The 16,576-nt window shown below is 59.5% G+C and carries 10 protein-coding genes; 3 read left to right on the plus strand and 7 right to left on the minus strand.

From position 1 onward, the window contains the following. Window positions 1–319: 319 nt before the first annotated feature. Window positions 320–1,900 (minus strand): serine hydrolase, encoded by a 1,581-nt coding sequence (locus G5S37_RS27550; protein ID WP_206026175.1) that lies wholly within the window; start codon window positions 1,898–1,900, stop codon window positions 320–322. 120 nt (window positions 1,901–2,020) lie between these two features. On the opposite strand from G5S37_RS27550, the gene G5S37_RS27555 reads away from it, so the two are divergent. After that, complete coding sequence (locus G5S37_RS27555; RefSeq protein ID WP_165208739.1) at window positions 2,021–4,783, plus strand: FG-GAP-like repeat-containing protein; 2,763 nt, start codon at window positions 2,021–2,023, stop codon at window positions 4,781–4,783. A gap of 184 nt (window positions 4,784–4,967) precedes the next feature. Here G5S37_RS27555 and G5S37_RS27560 read toward each other — a convergent pair whose 3' ends face one another. Next, window positions 4,968–7,052, minus strand: a complete 2,085-nt coding sequence (locus tag G5S37_RS27560; protein ID WP_165208741.1) for a LamG-like jellyroll fold domain-containing protein — start codon at window positions 7,050–7,052, stop codon at window positions 4,968–4,970. A 120-nt stretch (window positions 7,053–7,172) separates the two neighbouring features. Between G5S37_RS27560 and ispD the strand changes: the two genes are divergently transcribed. Beyond that, the gene (gene ispD, locus G5S37_RS27565) at window positions 7,173–7,877 is read left to right on the plus strand and encodes a 2-C-methyl-D-erythritol 4-phosphate cytidylyltransferase (RefSeq protein WP_165208743.1); all 705 of its coding nucleotides are present in this window, start codon (window positions 7,173–7,175) and stop codon (window positions 7,875–7,877) included. 5 nt (window positions 7,878–7,882) lie between these two features. After that, the gene (locus tag G5S37_RS27570) at window positions 7,883–9,088 is read left to right on the plus strand and encodes a serine hydrolase domain-containing protein (protein WP_165208745.1); all 1,206 of its coding nucleotides are present in this window, start codon (window positions 7,883–7,885) and stop codon (window positions 9,086–9,088) included. On the opposite strand, the gene G5S37_RS27575 is transcribed toward G5S37_RS27570, so the two are convergent. The 5 genes from G5S37_RS27575 to G5S37_RS27595 form a co-directional block, all read right to left on the minus strand. Further along, complete coding sequence (locus G5S37_RS27575) at window positions 9,061–9,576, minus strand: O-acetyl-ADP-ribose deacetylase (RefSeq protein WP_165208747.1); 516 nt, start codon at window positions 9,574–9,576, stop codon at window positions 9,061–9,063. The two genes, G5S37_RS27570 and G5S37_RS27575, sit on opposite strands and share 28 nt — an antisense overlap. Before the next feature lie 182 nt (window positions 9,577–9,758). After that, a complete protein-coding gene (locus tag G5S37_RS27580; RefSeq protein WP_165208749.1) occupies window positions 9,759–11,105 on the minus strand; it encodes a Gfo/Idh/MocA family oxidoreductase in 1,347 nt (448 codons plus the stop codon). A gap of 108 nt (window positions 11,106–11,213) precedes the next feature. Beyond that, window positions 11,214–15,278 carry a ThuA domain-containing protein gene (locus G5S37_RS27585; protein WP_165208751.1) on the minus strand — a complete coding sequence of 1,355 codons (4,065 nt, stop codon included), beginning with the start codon at window positions 15,276–15,278 and terminating at the stop codon, window positions 11,214–11,216. Between the two features lie 149 nt (window positions 15,279–15,427). Further along, window positions 15,428–15,763 carry a hypothetical protein gene (locus G5S37_RS27590; RefSeq protein ID WP_206026176.1) on the minus strand — a complete coding sequence of 112 codons (336 nt, stop codon included), beginning with the start codon at window positions 15,761–15,763 and terminating at the stop codon, window positions 15,428–15,430. Between the two features lie 42 nt (window positions 15,764–15,805). Continuing rightward, a complete protein-coding gene (locus tag G5S37_RS27595; RefSeq protein WP_165208755.1) occupies window positions 15,806–16,561 on the minus strand; it encodes a family 16 glycoside hydrolase in 756 nt (251 codons plus the stop codon). Between the last annotated feature and the right edge of the window lie 15 nt (window positions 16,562–16,576).

Here is a 16,576-nt window from a genome sequence, read left to right on the forward strand (position 1 = left end):
GAAGCTGGCTCTTGCGCTATGACGCTGGACGGAAGCGAAGAAGCGAGCATCACAGCCGGCAGAATGAAGAACCATCGGGAGGGTTGGCAGAAACGAAAGCGCATGGGGGGCAGACGTGCGTTGTTTGCGACGCCCTTTTGTTGCTTAATGTTGCAGCGGAGTCGAGATAGCTTGGGTGGCAATTCAGACACGGCGCGCGCAACCAGCTTGCGTCTTGATAGCCTCCTTTGATAACAAAGGGGCGATAACGTCACGGAGCTGATCCACGCAGCTCATGATGCGCTGCGATATCGATCCGACCAGATAAAACTAAATCAAATCAGTAGGGCGCAGTCGCATGTCTAAGCGCTGATTCAAGCCTTTTATTTATCGCTCTTATGAGTTGATCTTGATCGATGACGTCGTGTTGTCGCGCGAGTTCAAACACATCATGGTGGCCCGTCCACACGGTCCCATCTTCTTCCTGCCAGACCATCACACGGAGCGGAAGATCGATCGCCATGCTCTGCTGGCTAAGCATCAACGGCGTGTCCATGGCAGGATCACCAAAGATAAGAACCTCTGTAGGTGACATCTCCAGGCCCTTTGTCTTCGCCGCTGCGGCATGATCCACTCGCGCGATGATGCCCACTTCTTTTCCACGAAGAAAGGACTCAAGCCGATCCATCGTGACCTTCGCTGGATAGCAGCTTTCACGACACGTCATCACCTTTGGTCCAACCGGCGGACCAAGTTTGCGATTGTAGGCGCCGGCAATCTTCCGGGCGAGTCCGGAGAGATCCACTCCGTCCTTGTTCGCGCACAATGTCACACAGACCAGTTCTGACTTATCCGTGAAGCGTGAGAGATACGTCGAGAACCCGGGCACGTGCCCTTCGATATCCATGAGTCCCTTGTGAGCTGGAAATCTCCAGCCGCAATTCGCCGGCAACTTGGTGCCGTCGTTGAGCATTATCGGACCATAGATAAGATCGCGGTTTCCCTTATCTTTGATCAAGAGACCGCCTGCCAGTCCTATGTCCCACAAACTGATATCGGTCGCGGACGCGAACACTGAACCATTGCCCAGCCAGGCGCTCTGGCTATTTGGCTTCACTGGCACCATCTTGTCGTCATCAGACGCGTAGCCTACCGCGACCTCGGTGGGATCGATGTATGGGCGCTCCACCAGGAACTGCTTGTGCTTCATTTCATTCTTCTCCACGGCCTCACGTTTCAGTCTGGTGAAGTCCGCAGCGAACATGGTGTTCTTCAGGCCCAGACGTTCGATCTGGTTCTTCGTGACGAACGCTTCATAGCTCATGCCACTCGCCTTCTCGACCACCAGGCCCAGCAGGAAGAAATCCGTGGCGCTGTCTGCCGCCTGCGTCCCCGATGGAAACACAAGGGGGCTGTCCTTCACCAACGCGATGATTTCGCTTGGCTGGTACTCACGCGCCGGGTCGAAGTCCTTTTGCTTCGTGTAGTCGGGCAATCCCGATACGTGCGCCATCATTTGCTTCACCGTGATGCCCTGCCAAGCTGAAGGCAGATCAGGCAGTATCTTACCCACCGGATCCTCCAGCTTGAGCTTGCCGTCCTCCAGCAGTTGCACAATCGCCACGGCGGTGAAGGCCCGCGCCATCTGGCCGATGTTCCAAAGCGTATTCGGCGAGGCAAGCAGCTCGCGCGATACGTCCGACATGCCGTACCCCACCGACCGCGGGATGTAAGGCGCCTGCACAATCGCCAGCGTCATGCCTGGAATTTGATGCTCCGCCATGAACTGCTCGATCATCTCATCGATGGTCTGTCCCTCGAACTGCATGCGCGGATTGCCGCGCTGGCCATGGGCCGGGATCAGCCATGCCAGCAACAACATCCCTGATAGCAGAAGGCTCCAAGGTTTCGGCGTCATCATGACTTTTTCTATCATGCCATGCCGAAACGGGAAGCACCTTCCGGTAAAATGGGCTTCAACCGGGTAGAGCTCACGGAGAATCGCCTTTCCACAAAACCGCGCTAGAATCCTCTACTTGCTGTGTCTCTCCTCTCCCCCACCTCTCCACTTCGCACGGACCCGCGCTACCCTTTCGCCGCACTGCTGACCTTCTATGCGGTGCTGGGGTGCACGACGCTGGGGTTCAATCGCAGTCCACTGCAGCTCATCCTGACGGTGGCTGCGGGCTGCGCCCTGGAGATGCTTTTTGCGCGGCTTTTCCGCGAGCCCTCACGCTATGCGCCGCTGAGTGCCTACATCAGCTCGTGCGGGCTCGGGTTGCTGCTGAACTACTCGCACAATCTGTGGCTGCTCCTGCCGCCGGTGTTTGTGATGGTGGCCTCCAAGTACCTGATCACCTTCAACGGGAAGCATGTGTACAACCCCTCCATGTTCGCCGTGGTCATGGCGCTGCTGGTGGGAGGTGATCTGTATGCACCAGCACCGGCCTATCAATGGGGCCACTCGATCGGGCTACCCATTTTCATCATCACGGCGGCGCTCACGTTGTTCATCTTCCGGGTGCAACGCCAGTGGCTGGTGGGATCGTTCTTGGTCTTCTATCTCATCCAGACATGCATCCGCGCGTGGTTGCTGCGGCATCATCTCCCGCCGACCACGCTGCTCTACGGGACCTTCAGTGCGCCTTCGCTGTATCTCTTCACGTTTTTCATGATCACGGATCCGCGGACCTCGCCGGAGGGGCAGCGACCACAGATCCTCATCGCGCTCGGGCTGGTGACGCTGGACTTCCTTTTCCACTGGCGGCGCTCGTACGAGACGCTCTTTTACTCTGCCTTCACGCTGGCGACGGGCCGCTTTCTCTACCTGCACATCCGGCGACTGATCCAGACAAGGGGAAAAGCGCTCGCGCTGCTTTTCACCAGCAAGTGGCTGCAACGCGCTGGAGTTTTCGCAGCGTTCACGGCAGCGGGATTCTTCCTGTTCGACTCCTGGATCTTCCGCACGCCTACGGTGGCGGATACGGGGTTCACCTTTACGAAAATCGAGGCCCCGCAGAGTGGCATCTATGCGGAGCCAGGGACAGTACTGGAGGAGATTGACCCACGCGTGCACCACATTGCGAAGTGGCTGCTCAGCGTGGGAGATGCGGTGGCGGTGGCGGATATCGACAACGACGGACTGCTGGATCTCTTCCTCACCAATCCCATCAAACGTCCCGAGGATCGCAACGCCTTGTATCGCAATGTCGGCGGGCTGCACTTCGAGCGCGTGCCCCTGCCCGTGATGGATGCGGTGTCGCACCATCCGGAGACGCATGGCCTCAGCGCGGTCGCGGTATTTGCCGACTACGATGACGATGGGGATCAGGACCTGCTCATCACCACCGGCTATGGTCCCTGCCGGTTGCTGCGCAATGAGCTCATGCCTTCTGGCAAGGTAGCCTTCACCGATGTCTCGCGTGAGGCAGGCATCAGCGAGCACAGCGTGAGCTTGGCCGCGACGTTTTTTGATGCGAACCGCGATGGCATTCTGGATCTACTGATCTGCAACAGCTTCACGCCCTATCTGCGCGACTACGAGAAGCCGACACCCTTCACCGTCTTCAAGCTTCCGGAGCCGGAGTATGAGGGGGATCGACGGATGTTCCACTTCATGCACCAGGGCTGGCATGATGCGGCGAATGGCGGTGAAAACTTCCTCTACCTGGGCACACGCGGGGGCAAGTTCCTGAAGCAGGACAGCAAGGCGTGGGGACTCGAAGGCAACCGCTGGAGTCTTGCAGTTGGCACCACGGATGTGAATGGTGACGGCTACACAGACCTCTACATCGCCAACGATTTCGGGCCGGATGATTTCTACATGAACGAAGGCGGGAGGTACTTCCGCAAAATCATTGGCTCGCACTTCGGCAGCATCGGGCGCGACACGTACAAGGGGATGAACGTGAGCATTGCCGATCTGCGCAATAGCGGCGACACGGACATCTACATTTCCAATGTGCATGCACCGCTCCAGGCCGAGGGCAGCCTGCTCTGGCACATGCAGCGGGACGTGCAGCATCCCATGAGACCGCTCATCACGGACACCGCCACAGAGCGCGGTGCGCTGAATGCCCGGGCCTTTGGTTGGGGTGCCGGCATCGGTGATTTGAACTTGGATGGCTGGCAGGATATTGTGCAGGCGAATGGCATGGTGGATGACTCCATCGACCGCCAGTACACACGCCCGCCGGATTATTGGTACACGGCCACGCTGATCATGCTCAGTGGACCGAGCGTGCATTCGTATGCGGATCGCTGGGCGGACTTGCGGGGCTGTGCCATTTGGGGCTGGCAGCAGAACAAGGTGCTGCTCAATCAGGGCAATAACGCGGGCATGCAGTTCCGGGAAGTGCAGGAAGCCGTGGGCATGCCAGAGCTTGGCAATTCACGCGGCGTGGCGCTCGCGGATTTCGACAACGACGGCGATCTAGATTGTCTCATCACGCATCAATTCAAGAACGCGTCTTTTTACCGGAACGATCTCGCCAAGCCCCGACGGTGGCTGGGGCTTGAATTGCGGGGCGATGGTCAAGGTGTGAATCGTGATGCGATAGGTGCGCAGGTTCGGCTCACGCAGAAAGATGCGCAGGGGCGCGAGCTTCTGCAAACCCGCGAGGTGCAGTGCGTGAGCGGCTTCTCGGCGCAAGGGGACAGAAGGCTGTTGTTTGGGCTGGGTGAGGGAGCGCGTGAGTTGCGCGTGCACATCACGTGGCCGGACGGCAAGGAGATCACGCTGGATGGCTTGGAGCCGAATAAGTATCACCGTGTTGATATCGGGCGCGGTGTTGCGCAGAAGTAAGCGTGCGAAGACAGTGGCCTGGCCATGAGCTGGCGCAAACCTACAATGCATAGTTCCGCTCTCCCCGACCCCTTCAGGGTCGAATGCCTTCTTGGGATCACCCCAAGGTGTCGGTCGCTAAGGCTCCCTAACCCTGGGCTGGGTTCCTGCGCCCCTTCAGGGCGCGAATACGATTGGGCGTTGTCTACTTACTCGCTCCCAGGCGAGCCACCTCATCGGCGCTTAGTGCGCGTTTAAACACAGCCACTTCATCGAGGCGTCCTTCCCAACCGGAGTCGTTGTCGCTGCGGCCGCCGAAGAAGCATTCGGTGATCTCACACGGTCTCGCTTCGCCTTCGATTTCGAGGGTGCCGTTCAAGTAGACACGCACGGAGTTGCCGGAGCGTACGAGCACCACATGCTGCCATGTCCAGCGGGGGACTTCGGTCTTGCCTGCCAGGAGTTTGTCACCTTGGAAGATAAGCCTGCCGGTGTTGCCGCTTTTGCCACCAACCCCAAGATGTTCACCGTAGGCGCTGAGGCCATGATTGTGATCGCGTGAATAGAACCAACCGCTTACCTCGCGGCCATCATTGGGCATGCCATTCCAGATCCAGAGGGAGATGGAATAGTCTGCACCGATGCCGGCCAGTTCGGTGCACAGGCGGCCTCCTACGAAATGCGGCGCGCGATTCACTTCGTTTGCGGTGAACGGAGCGGCATCGGGTCCATCAAGATAATAAGCGATACCACCCTCGAAGGTGCCGTCATGATGATACCCGCTTTCATCCTCAGCCAAGGGTCCGCTGAACTCATTGAGCCGCCACCACGTGAGCGGCTTCATTTGTGCGATGGCCTTTGAGGCCGGGCCCATGCCAAGCTTCCACGGCTTGCGCGGTGCGCCGCTGACTTCTTCGAGAAGCCCGATGGCAGCCTGCGTGATCTTTGGCTCCGCCATGACCTCCAGACCCGCGGAACGTGCCGCCCACGTGTTGTAGCCGCCCCACGCATGCATCTCGGGCGGGGGAATGTAACCGTCCCCACCGTTGGCCAGTTCGATGACCACGTTATGCTTCAGCGGACTGGCGGCTTTAATTTTCAGACCAGTGATGGCGTAGGTCTCATTGGGCGTGGTCGCGATTCCGATATCTCCGATGCGCAGGGCCTGCACGACGATCTCTGTCTGCTGGCGCTCGTGGAGGATGATCTGCTCGCGCGCGTACACTTCCGTCTGAGTCTTCGCAAGACGGTCTCCCATCTCCTGCACGATGCGCTGGGCCCACTCAAGGCGCTGCTTGTCCGGGACACGATACTTCATGGTCATGCGCTTCTCTGCCATGGCCACATCAACATTGTCGCGGTACTCGATGCCAGCGTACGCTTTCATGGCGATGTCCAGCAGGCCATCCGTGTATTCATCAATAGTCGGCTTGGGACGCTCGGCCTCTGGGACCTTGTAGTCCACGCGATAGATGTCGCCGCTGCAGCCGTGGGACATGAGACCCACCATCTTGCCTTGGGGATCGATGCGCTGTTTCAGCCCTTCAGAAAACAGGCCGAAGTAATCCGCGCTGATGTCCTTGTCCCCGAAGTAGTGCATCGAGAAGTTGCCCAGCACTGCCAGGGGTTTGCCGTCTTTGCTCTGAATGGAGATGATGGACAGGTCCGGGTCCTCGGGGCCCGACTCGCCGGTCACGTCGTCCCATTTGCGGCCCGCGTGCATGTTCGCCCGCACGGTCATGTTGCCAAAGGGATCCTCCACCACACGATCCGGCCGGCGAATCCACTGGCGCAGAGCGGTGTACTCTGCGGCATCCGCCTTTGCGAATCCTATGCGTGCCGGCTCGAGCTTCGCCTGAGCTGTGACGATGGCTTCCACGAGCTTCTCTTTCAGGTGAGGTACGTAGGCGGGATCCGGATCGGTTCCGAGACAGCCCATGGAAGAGGGAGCGGAGTGTGCGTGGGTGGCGGAGATCAGCAGGCGATTCATGGGGATGCCCGTCTTTTCCGCCGCCATTTTTTTGGCATCGTCCAGCACCTCGCGGCTCATCATGCAGCTGTCCGCCACCACGATGGCGGCCTGGGTCTTCCCATCTGTGACCACGATCGCCCGGGCGTGGACCTTGGTATTTATCTTGTCCACGTAACGGCTCAGCATGCCGCCATTTACCAGGACAGGGAGCTTCGGCGGAGTGATGTCCACCACCGCGGCACCCGCCTGGAATTCGGCGCGAAGGGAGTGCGTGAGTAGGACGCTGGTGAGAAAAAATAAGGCAAGGATCGAGCGCATCAGGCAGCAGTACGGGGGTGTGATGCCTCTTCTTCTCCACATGTCTCCGCTGAAAGTGACTCCGGGGAGGGTTGCCTGCCCCGATTCATTGGATCATAGTAACCTCACGCTTCTTCCCTCATGTCCACCACTGCCATCATCGTCGCCGCGGGAAACAGCTCCCGCATGGGCTTTCACAAGCTGACTGCCGATCTGCTCGGCAAGCCCGTGCTGCGATGGACGATGGAAGCCTTCGACGCCTGCCCCGCCGTGGATGCCCTGCTCATCGTGGTGGGTGACGCGACGCGGGAGATGGTGCTCGACTGGGCGGAGTTGGGCATCTTCAAGAAACCCATCACGCTCAGTGAAGGCGGCGTGCAGCGGTACCTGAGCGTACACGAGGGCTTGAAGCGCCTCAGCGAGGAGACAGGCATCGTGGCGGTGCATGATGGCGCCCGACCTCTCATCACCACAGAGCAGATAACGCGCTGCATCGAGCGCGCCCGTGAGTGCAGAGCCGCCGTGAGCGCGCGGCCCGTGACGGAGACGCTGAAGCGCGCGAATGTCCACGGTGTTATCTCCGGCGACATTGAACGTGAACATGCCTGGGTGATGGAAACACCCCAGGTCTTCTCCAAGGAACTTCTCGTTCGCGCCTATGAGCACGTGGTGAAGGATGGCCTGCTGGTCACGGATGAAGTCTCGGCCGTGCAGCTCTTGAACGAAGAAATCCACGTGGTGGACAATCCCTCGCCCAATTTGAAAGTCACCTACCCCTCCGACCTGGAGCTGGCGTCGCGTCTGCTGAGAAGCGCGAAGGCAAATGCGAATCAAGCAGCGTCATGAGAGTGATGTGGGCAAGCCTGTGGCTGGCAGCGGCCATGATGATGATGCTGCCGGCAAAGGCTGTGGCTCAAGGCAAGGCGGCTGCGCCGGCTCCTCCTTCCACCACACTCGACAACAAATACACCCGAGACTTCAGCGCGGCGATCCAACAGGCCGTGTGGGACCGTGCCATCGCAGGCGCCACGTGGCATGCAGAACATCAGGGCCGCTGGCGGGAGGGATGTTACGGCCTCCGCGCAAAGGTGCCGGAGAAGGAGCCAATCACCCAGGACACCATCTTCGATCTCGCCTCCCTGACCAAGGTGGTCGCCACCACACCCAGCGTCATGCTCCTGGTAGAACAGGGCAAGGTGAAGCTGGATGAACCGGTGCAGACATACATTCCGCAGTTCGGTGGCGAAGCACGGGCGCACATCACAGTGCGGCATCTCATGGTTCATACCTCGGGATTGAAACCGGGACTACCACGCAATCCCGCGTGGTGGGGATACAACAGCGGCATCGGCTGGGCGTGTGTCACCTTCCCCACGACTGAGCCGGATGAGAAGTTCCGCTACAGCGATATCAACTTCATTCTGCTGGGAGAAATTGTGCGGCGTGTATCGGGTGAGCCCCTGGATGTCTTTGCGGCGAAGCACATCTTCCAGCCACTGGGAATGAAGGACACCGCCTTCAATCCGCCGGCTTCATGGCGAGCGCGTATCGCGCCAACGGAGAAGGACGAGACCGAATCCCTGCTGCGCGGTGTGGTGCATGATCCCACCTCACGCCGCATGGGCGGTGTGGCCGGACATGCGGGGCTCTTCAGCACGGTGACGGATGTCTCCCGCTATGCCCGCATGATTTTGAATGGCGGTGAGCTCGATGGCGTGCGTGTTTTCAAACCCGAAACGATTCAGCTCATGACCACACCACACACGCCTGCCACGATGAAGGACAAGCGCGCGCTTGGTTGGGATATGGAAACGGCCTACAGCAAGCCGCGCGGAAAGTTTGGAGCGACCAGCTTCGGCCACACCGGTTTCACGGGCACCTGCCTGTGGATCGATCCAGCCACGCGCTCCTTCTACATATTTCTGAGCAGCCGGTTGCACGAACCGGCGAAAGGCTCAGACGTACGCAAGCTCTACCTGAAGCTGGGAGAGCGCTTCTCAAAAGCCGTGCTGTCGACACCAAAGGCCCCTCAGGCTTCGAGCAAGAGTTCCTCGTAGAGACGCAGGTCGCTCTCCTCGAAACAGCAGAAGGTGATGACATCGTAGGCATCCGGGTGCTCAGCCGTGACGGCCCTCACGGTATCCACCGCGACCTTGGCAGCTTTGTCCGGCGGGTAGCCATAGCGGCCGGTGCTGATGCAGGGAAAGGCGATTGTGCGCAGCCCGTGGGCACGCGCCACCTGGAGCGAATTGCGATAACAAAAATCAAGGGTGGTCACCTCGCCACGCGTGCCGTCGCGCCACACCGGACCCACGGTGTGAATTACATGCTTGGCGGGAAGGTTGTACCCCTTGGTGATTTTTGCCTCGCCCGGGCGGCAGCCATAGAGCGTCGCGCATTCATTCACCAGTTCACGACCTGCCTTGCGATGAATGGCTCCATCCACACCGCCACCTCCCATGAGGCTGGTATTTGCGGCATTTACAATGGCATCCACCGCCATGGTGGTGATATCACATTGGATAGCCTGAAGTTTTGCAGACATACAGTAGGGCTGTTCGCTACTGGTAGGCGGGGTACTCGGCCAGTTCTTTTGTATAAATGTTTTTCTATAAAGATGCGCAAGGAAAATGCCAAATCGCACAAATCCCTATTCATATACATTAAAAAATAACCGCAGCAGGCGCCAGGCCGACTGCGGTTGCATTCGTCTATGAACAAGATGGCTCAGCCATCCATGGTCCAGCCGTCGCGGTACTGCTTGCCCATGAAGGTCTCTGCCTCAGGCGTATCGGGACTCTTGCCGGTCTTGGGATCGTAGCTAATCTTCTTGCCCACACGGTAGGCCACAAGGCCGAGCAACATCTGCTCGATCATGTCCGCGCTGTAACCGAAGTCGCAGGATGTTTTCTTGCCGGGTTCGCGACAGGCGGCGAGCCATTCCTTCTGGAAATGTCCCACCGGCGGGATGAGCGTCTCCTTCGTGCGGGGCTTGTAGTAGGTCAGATCCGCTTCATCACCAAAGGGCAGCACCATGCGCGAATCGAAGTCCGAGATGAGGAAACCCTTCGAGCCCTTGAACATGGCGCCGTGGCCGATCTTCGTAAGGTCAATAACCGGCTTTGGCGCGCGAGGCATCACACCGCCCTGGTACCAGCTCACCGTGATGGGTCCACGCCAGTCATTGGCTGGATGCTCGAAGTGGGATTCACACTCCACGGGGGTCACGTCCGAGTTGAAGGCTTCACCCTTGGCGGAGACAGCCGTGGGGAGCTTGGCGTCCACGACATTCCACACAATATCCATGGTGTGGCTGCCCATGTCACCAATCTGGCCGGCACCGAAGTCCCAGAACATGTTCCACTGGAGGCAATTCGCCCCGGGGCCGCCGGAGAAATAGCCGGGGTTGTACGGGCGGTAGGGAGCTGGTCCCAGCCATAGATCATAATTGAAGCCCTCCGGCGGCGTACCCTCCGCTGGCAGATAACCGGAGCGGCGGATCTGGCGATTTCCCCAGGCATACGCGGCCTGGAGTTCACCGATGGCGCCATCGTGAATGAGCTCGCGCACGCGATTGAAGTTCGCGTTCGCGTGGCGCTGCATGCCCACCTGCGTGGCGAGCTTGCCCTTCTTCGTGTCCCACTTCGCGCGGACGGCACGGGCTTCATTCACCGTGATGGCGAGGGGTTTTTCACAATACACATGGAGGTTGCGATTCAGCGCCCAGCTTGCGATGAAGGCATGCGTGTGGTCTGCAGTGCAAATCACGACAGCATCCAGCCCTTTGTGATCCAGTGCTTTTCTCCAGTCCACATAGGTCGTGGCATTGGGGAAACGCTTGAGCGCATCAGGGAAGCGCTTTTCGTTCACGTCGCACAACGCGACGACGTTCTCATCACTCAGCGAGTCATAGTGGGCGAGGCCGCGGCCCCACACCCCGATGAGTAGAATGTTGAGCTTGTTGCTGGGAGCATCCGCACCGAAGAGCGGGCGGGTAATCATTGTGCCAGCGACGAGGCCTGCGGAGGCCACGAAACGACGCCGTGAGAAAGCGGGCTTGGAATCAGTATTCATGATCGGGAAGAGCAAAGCAGGGAACGAAACGCTCGTGAAGCCCCTGATTGATCGGCGCGCTGATTATTCGTCCTCGCAAGGAAGCAATACCGGATCAGAGAGGGCAATTCAGGGCTGCACCCGAGCTCCGATAAGCGCAAGCTCCGAGAGGCGTTCCACGTCACCTTCCTTCGCAGCCCAGCAGATGCCCCGCAGCACAAGAAGGCGATACAACGGATCATCGAAGGTCCAGGTGTAATGACCGGGGATGCAACCAAAGACGCGCCCCTTGCCGCGTTCCAAGGTCCAGAGCTGCGGTTGTGGAGCTTGGTCTTCCTGTGAAGTCGCAAGCAGTAATACACGGCGGGGCTCGCCACGAAGATTCCAATAGGACTCGTCCGTGAGCTTCAGCTGCTGAAAGCCCTTCGTGATAGGGTGCTCGGAAGCCGCGAACTGCAGGTCCATATCGCCATGCCGAAACTTCGAGAAAGAAAAGGCAAGACCCACGCGCTCCGCCAGTGGGTCCGCGTGCTTGCCGCCTTCAATGGCCCAATGGAGATATACCAATCCGCCGCCACGTTCCTGATAGTCATCGAGTAGCTTGGCCGCGCGCAGATCCCAGCCGGTATTCCGTGAGTAAAAGACGGTGACATCCGCCCTGGCGAGTTTCTCTGCAGGGGGAAACCCTTCGCAGCTCTCCACCTGGATCTTCTCCCCGAGAGACAGGAGGCGTGTCCAGCGATCCAGCCACAGCGGATAGTCGTGTTCATCGATGCCGTGATCCTTGGAATCGGTGACCAACAAGATGCGCAAAGGCTTCCACGCGGCGCGCGCTTCGGGAGATGCCGATGGCGGAAGGATGGGCGCGAGTTCCTTCAACGTGCGCGGTGCGGGCGTTGGGGGATCAGCGCGCGTGATGACCGCAGGCTCCAGAGGTGTCGTGAGCAGAAATGTCAGCAGATCCTCCTGCTGGTCCTCCGTCAGGCGCTTGCCGAAGTCTTCCGGCATGAGCGAGACCTTCATGGGCTCGATGGCAGCTACCTTCTCATGGCCCACTTCCATCTGCGCGCCGCCCGCCAGACCTATCTTCACTATTTGTCCTGCACCTGCACGGACGATGCCTGCGAGGCTGGTACCGTCCTTCATCTTCACGATGCTGCCGAACTGATCCGGATTAATGGTGGCAGACGGATGAAGAATGTCCTGGAGCACGGAGCCACGATCGCGATGAATGAGATTGGTGAGGTCTGGTCCAAAGGCAAACCCCTCTCCACGCAAGGTATGGCAGATGAAGCAGGCCGCCTGGCCGAAGAAGAGGCGCCGACCCTCCATCCAGTTTCCCTTCACATCCGTGCGAGCCTTGGCCAGCGCAGGGGTTGAGCCACCACCGACTGGCTTCGTGCTTTCCGTGGTCCATGGCACAAAGACACGCGGTGTGCTCAGCGGACGCTGCGCGCCCACGCCTTGGAGGAATACGTCCGACGTGGCGGTGGATTGTCCCGTCGCCATCGTGATGGCCAGCGGCTTCAGCCTCCCTTGCTGCGAAGCCTGATGGGTAACATGCACTTCATCGATCTTTCCCGAACTCTTCACTGCAAATTCCGCCTTCATGAACGGTTCCTCGGAGACATCCCAGTCCAGTTTCGAGCCGGGCTGTACTGCGGGCACAAAAGGATTCGAGGAGTCTGCCAATGCCTCCAGTGAAAGTGCCGCGCCACTTTGCGATGCCTTTTGGAAAAACGCTTCATGATCCGTGGAGCCATCACACAGTTCTCTTGCGACCCAGGGCGCAGGGTGTGGCAGCACGCACGTGGTCACTTCTCCCGCGGCAGTTTTCACATTCGCCAGGGCACCATTCATGGTGAGCGCCACATCCATCTCTGCTTTCTGTTCGATGCCTTTTTTTCGAAGCCACCTGTTCGGCAACGGGAGCGTCACCGCATATCTGGCCGGCTCTGTCTGGCTTGGCACACGCAGGATGAGCGTGCGCTGATCCTGGCTCATGGAGAGTCCCAGCACCGGCACCCAGCGTCGCGGTGCACCCATTTGGTCGCGCACCACCTGATATCCCGGGCGCACGGTTTCATAACGATCACCCGCGCTGACAAACTGACCGGCTTCGATGCGAATCTTCTTCGCAGCATCCGCCCAATCGGACGGCTCAAGTTTCTTGTGAAAAGCGACGCGGAATTCATCCGGCGCAGCGGCCCAGGCCATGACCGGCTGGGGCAGTTCTTTTCCCGTATAGCGAATTTTAAACAGCCGCCCTTCCCCCGCTGGTCCCGTGCCCCAGTCAGGAGGACCACTGTGGCAGGCCAGCAGCAAATCACCCTGCGGAGTCACACACGCATCCACGAGCAGCATGCCGAGGCAGGCGATGAGATGATTCTGCGCCACATAGCCTTGGGGCGTCTTCACCAGTTTCGTGCGCCAGAGTTTGCCACGTGATTCCCCACAGACAATCGCATCACCTTCCCAGAACTTCGGGCCGAAGGCCGGTCCACCATGCACGCCTTCATCAAAGACCATGCCCACGGTGCTCTGGTGCTGCGGGCCGTATTCCACCACCGCAGGCTCATCAATCACCTCGGGCAGATGCCTTGGATGCCGGGGAGGGAAGCCATAATGTTTGCCTCGTTCGATGTGCAAAAGCTCATCGAAGGGATTGCCGTTCGGCAGCCAGGTGGCGCCTTCTTGATCCGTGGCAAACAGATCCCCCTCGCGATTGAATGCCAGTGCGCAGGTGAAGCGCACCCCGCTGCAGATGGTTTCCTGCTGGGCGAAGTCTGCGCTCAGACGCTGGACGGTTCCCCGGATGCCATTCACATCGTATTGGGATTTGCCTGTGTTCTTGTCGATGAGATAACCGTCCGCGAAGTTGGCGCATCCCAGGCCAAAGTAGATCGAGCCGTCCTTGGGATCTCTGGCGAGCCCGAGGGTGTCCACTCCGTGGAAAGTTTCCTTCCATCCAGAGGCAATCACCTTCTCCTCGTCAGCACGGTCATCGCCATTCGCATCCGGGAAGAAAGATACCTTGCCCTTGCTCGCAACGAAGATGCCTTTGCCATGGCGATCGCCTTTCTCGGAAACCACGATGCCCAGCGCGCCACGCATGGTCTTCTGGTCCCAGTAGGTCTCGCTGTGATCTTCAAGGCCATCGCCATTGCTATCGCTGAGGAGGTGGATGCGTCCGTCATAACCGAGGGCCACGACCTTGCCGTCAGCGCGATAGCGAATGTTGTTCAGATTCCCGATCCGCAGGGGCAACTCTTCCACCGTAAATCCCGGCACGAGCATCTGCACCAGCGGCGGATTCTCCAACACCTCCAGCGCGTGTCCATGCACCCCATCCGAGAGTGCATGCAGGGCAGGCATGCGGGACATCAGTTGCTGCTCCACCTTCTCCCGCTCAGGGTCGGTGAGGGCGCGGTTGTAGAGCAGCACCGCCGCCATGTCTCCGGCGAAAAACCCCTGCACGTAGGGCGGCTGCGCGGGATCATGGGAATAGCGGCGCGCACCGAGGGTGATTTGATCGAGGCCGACATGCGACTCCAACCGCTCCCGTTCACCAGCCTTGATGCCATCCACCAAGACCTCGTTGCCGACCTTTCCGATGCGCGAGCGGATGGTGAACACGTGGAAAGCGCCGAAGGGCCGTTCCGCTGCGCCGAGAATTCCCGGTACCAGCAGATCACGAAAGCCGGCTGCGCCCGCAGATTCCACATTGATCACGCTCAGTTCCTCCGTGCCAGCAGGTCCCTGATCCACGTTCAGCCCACTGGTGTAGTCGTTCTTGCCGTTCTCGGCGGTGGAGAAGAGCGCGGAGAATCCGCCCGCGTTTTTCTTCGGCGCGGCAAGGATGAACAAAGTGATGTCTGGAGTGAGGTGCCGTCCGCCCGTGAGCGACAGGAAATCGTCCTTGCCATCGAACCGGAAAAACGCGGCGTCATCACTGCTGATGAGAAGTGGCCTGCTGCCCGCGAGAGGTTGCACAGCTTGCGCGTGCGCATCCGTGCCATCGATCCAAGTGTCCACCGCCTGACGATTCCGCAGCGGCGGCAGCGAGGAGGATTGCCGCAGGGCATCCTGGGATGAAGCGTCCAGCCAAATCGCCAACCCCTCTTTTACGAGGGGTGCTTGCACCTCATGTGACACTTGAGCCCTTTCCTGAGCCACCACGAGATCCGGGGGCATGAGCATCAAGACAAGCAAAACCAATGTTGAAGGGCGGTGCATGAAACGAGGCGAACATGGAGTGAACACCTCTTTCGTGTCCCGACTGTCTGAAAAGGTTCATCACCTCGCGTTGATGACCTTGTCCCCATCCGTTCGCCGACCGCCTACTAGCTCGCCTCGCGTGTGTAGGCGTCGACTTGAGTCTGCTGGTAGGTCGTCATCTCCCGCCGGCACAATAACAACTGATCCTCGGCAGAAGCCAGCCGCTGGAGGTAGTCAGCCTCCTGCAGCCGCCATGCCACATTTCCTTTCCAAGGGGAGGCGCGATGAGCCTCAAGTAGGTGCTTGATGATTCTTAAGCGCCAGTGCGCGTGATAGAGATCATCCAAAAGGGTCAATTCCGGGTCCATTGGGGGGCTGGGCGTACGGTCTGGCGGGGAATCGTTCCCCGCGACCGCATCGGCCCCTTTTCTCCCAAAGTTTTTGGGAGCGGCAAAATGCATGATTATCCCCGTGACTCCACGGCACCCAGTACTTGGAACCACTTACTGGCCCTTGCCCTTGCCAGCCTTCGCCCCGCCTTGGCGAGCAGGCGCGGCGGCCATCTGGCTGCCGGGCGCTGGGAGAGTCGCTTTCACCTTATCCCATTCGGGATTGAGCGTCGCCTCGCGGATGGTGACGTTACGGAAGTCCACCGACTGGCCCCCCACGGTGAAGCCGGGGCTCGCACGGTCCTGCTTGAAGAGGTCGTTGCTGCCCCACGCCACGTGGTCATCCACCTTGCCCAGGATGGTGTCACCCACCATCTCCAGACGCACCTTGTGCCAGGTGCCGGGTTGGAAATCGACCGCGAAACGGGCGAAGACCACGGCCTTGTCCGGCCCCTCATGGTCATTGTCATCCTTCTGGATGGCCACCGTCTTCGGCGTGATGAGGATGCGAGCCATGTGGTCCTTCACGGCATTGATGCTGAGGCTGGTGGACTTGCCCCCTTCGAATTTGAATTCGTACTCCCAAACGAAGTCCTTCAACTTCGTATTCATGCGGTTGACGGCGCCGTGCTTGTCCTCCGGCTTTTCCGAGCCGCGCCACACACCGTCTTTTAATTCCCAGCCCCCTTTGACAGCGCGCCACGGGGCCGCAGGAGCGGTATCGAGTTTGTTCTCGAAGAGGACCTTGCCCGGCACGGCGAGCAGCGGGGCATCCGCTGCCCGGGCCGCAGTGGGGACTCCCAAGGCAAGGACGGCAGAAGAGAACGCAAAGGCGCAGGCGAGATGGCGGAGTGGGGCGGCAGGCTTCATGGCTCCGTGGAACGA

Origin of the sequence: Roseimicrobium sp. ORNL1, assembly GCF_011044495.1 — a bacterium.
Taxonomy (GTDB): domain Bacteria; phylum Verrucomicrobiota; class Verrucomicrobiia; order Verrucomicrobiales; family Verrucomicrobiaceae; genus Roseimicrobium.

Bases quoted from the DNA above. Each gene is read 5' to 3' on its own strand.
- G5S37_RS27550 (WP_206026175.1), bottom strand. From the start codon at position 1,900: ATGATGACGCCGAAACCTTGGAGCCTTCTGCTATCAGGGATGTTGTTG.
- G5S37_RS27560 (WP_165208741.1), bottom strand. From the start codon at position 7,052: ATGCGCTCGATCCTTGCCTTATTTTTTCTCACCAGCGTCCTACTCACG.
- ispD (WP_165208743.1), top strand. From the start codon at position 7,173: ATGTCCACCACTGCCATCATCGTCGCCGCGGGAAACAGCTCCCGCATG.
- G5S37_RS27570 (WP_165208745.1), top strand. From the start codon at position 7,883: ATGTGGGCAAGCCTGTGGCTGGCAGCGGCCATGATGATGATGCTGCCG.
- G5S37_RS27575 (WP_165208747.1), bottom strand. From the start codon at position 9,576: ATGTCTGCAAAACTTCAGGCTATCCAATGTGATATCACCACCATGGCG.
- G5S37_RS27580 (WP_165208749.1), bottom strand. From the start codon at position 11,105: ATGAATACTGATTCCAAGCCCGCTTTCTCACGGCGTCGTTTCGTGGCC.
- G5S37_RS27585 (WP_165208751.1), bottom strand. From the start codon at position 15,278: ATGCCCCCGGATCTCGTGGTGGCTCAGGAAAGGGCTCAAGTGTCACAT.
- G5S37_RS27590 (WP_206026176.1), bottom strand. From the start codon at position 15,763: ATGCATTTTGCCGCTCCCAAAAACTTTGGGAGAAAAGGGGCCGATGCG.
- G5S37_RS27595 (WP_165208755.1), bottom strand. From the start codon at position 16,561: ATGAAGCCTGCCGCCCCACTCCGCCATCTCGCCTGCGCCTTTGCGTTC.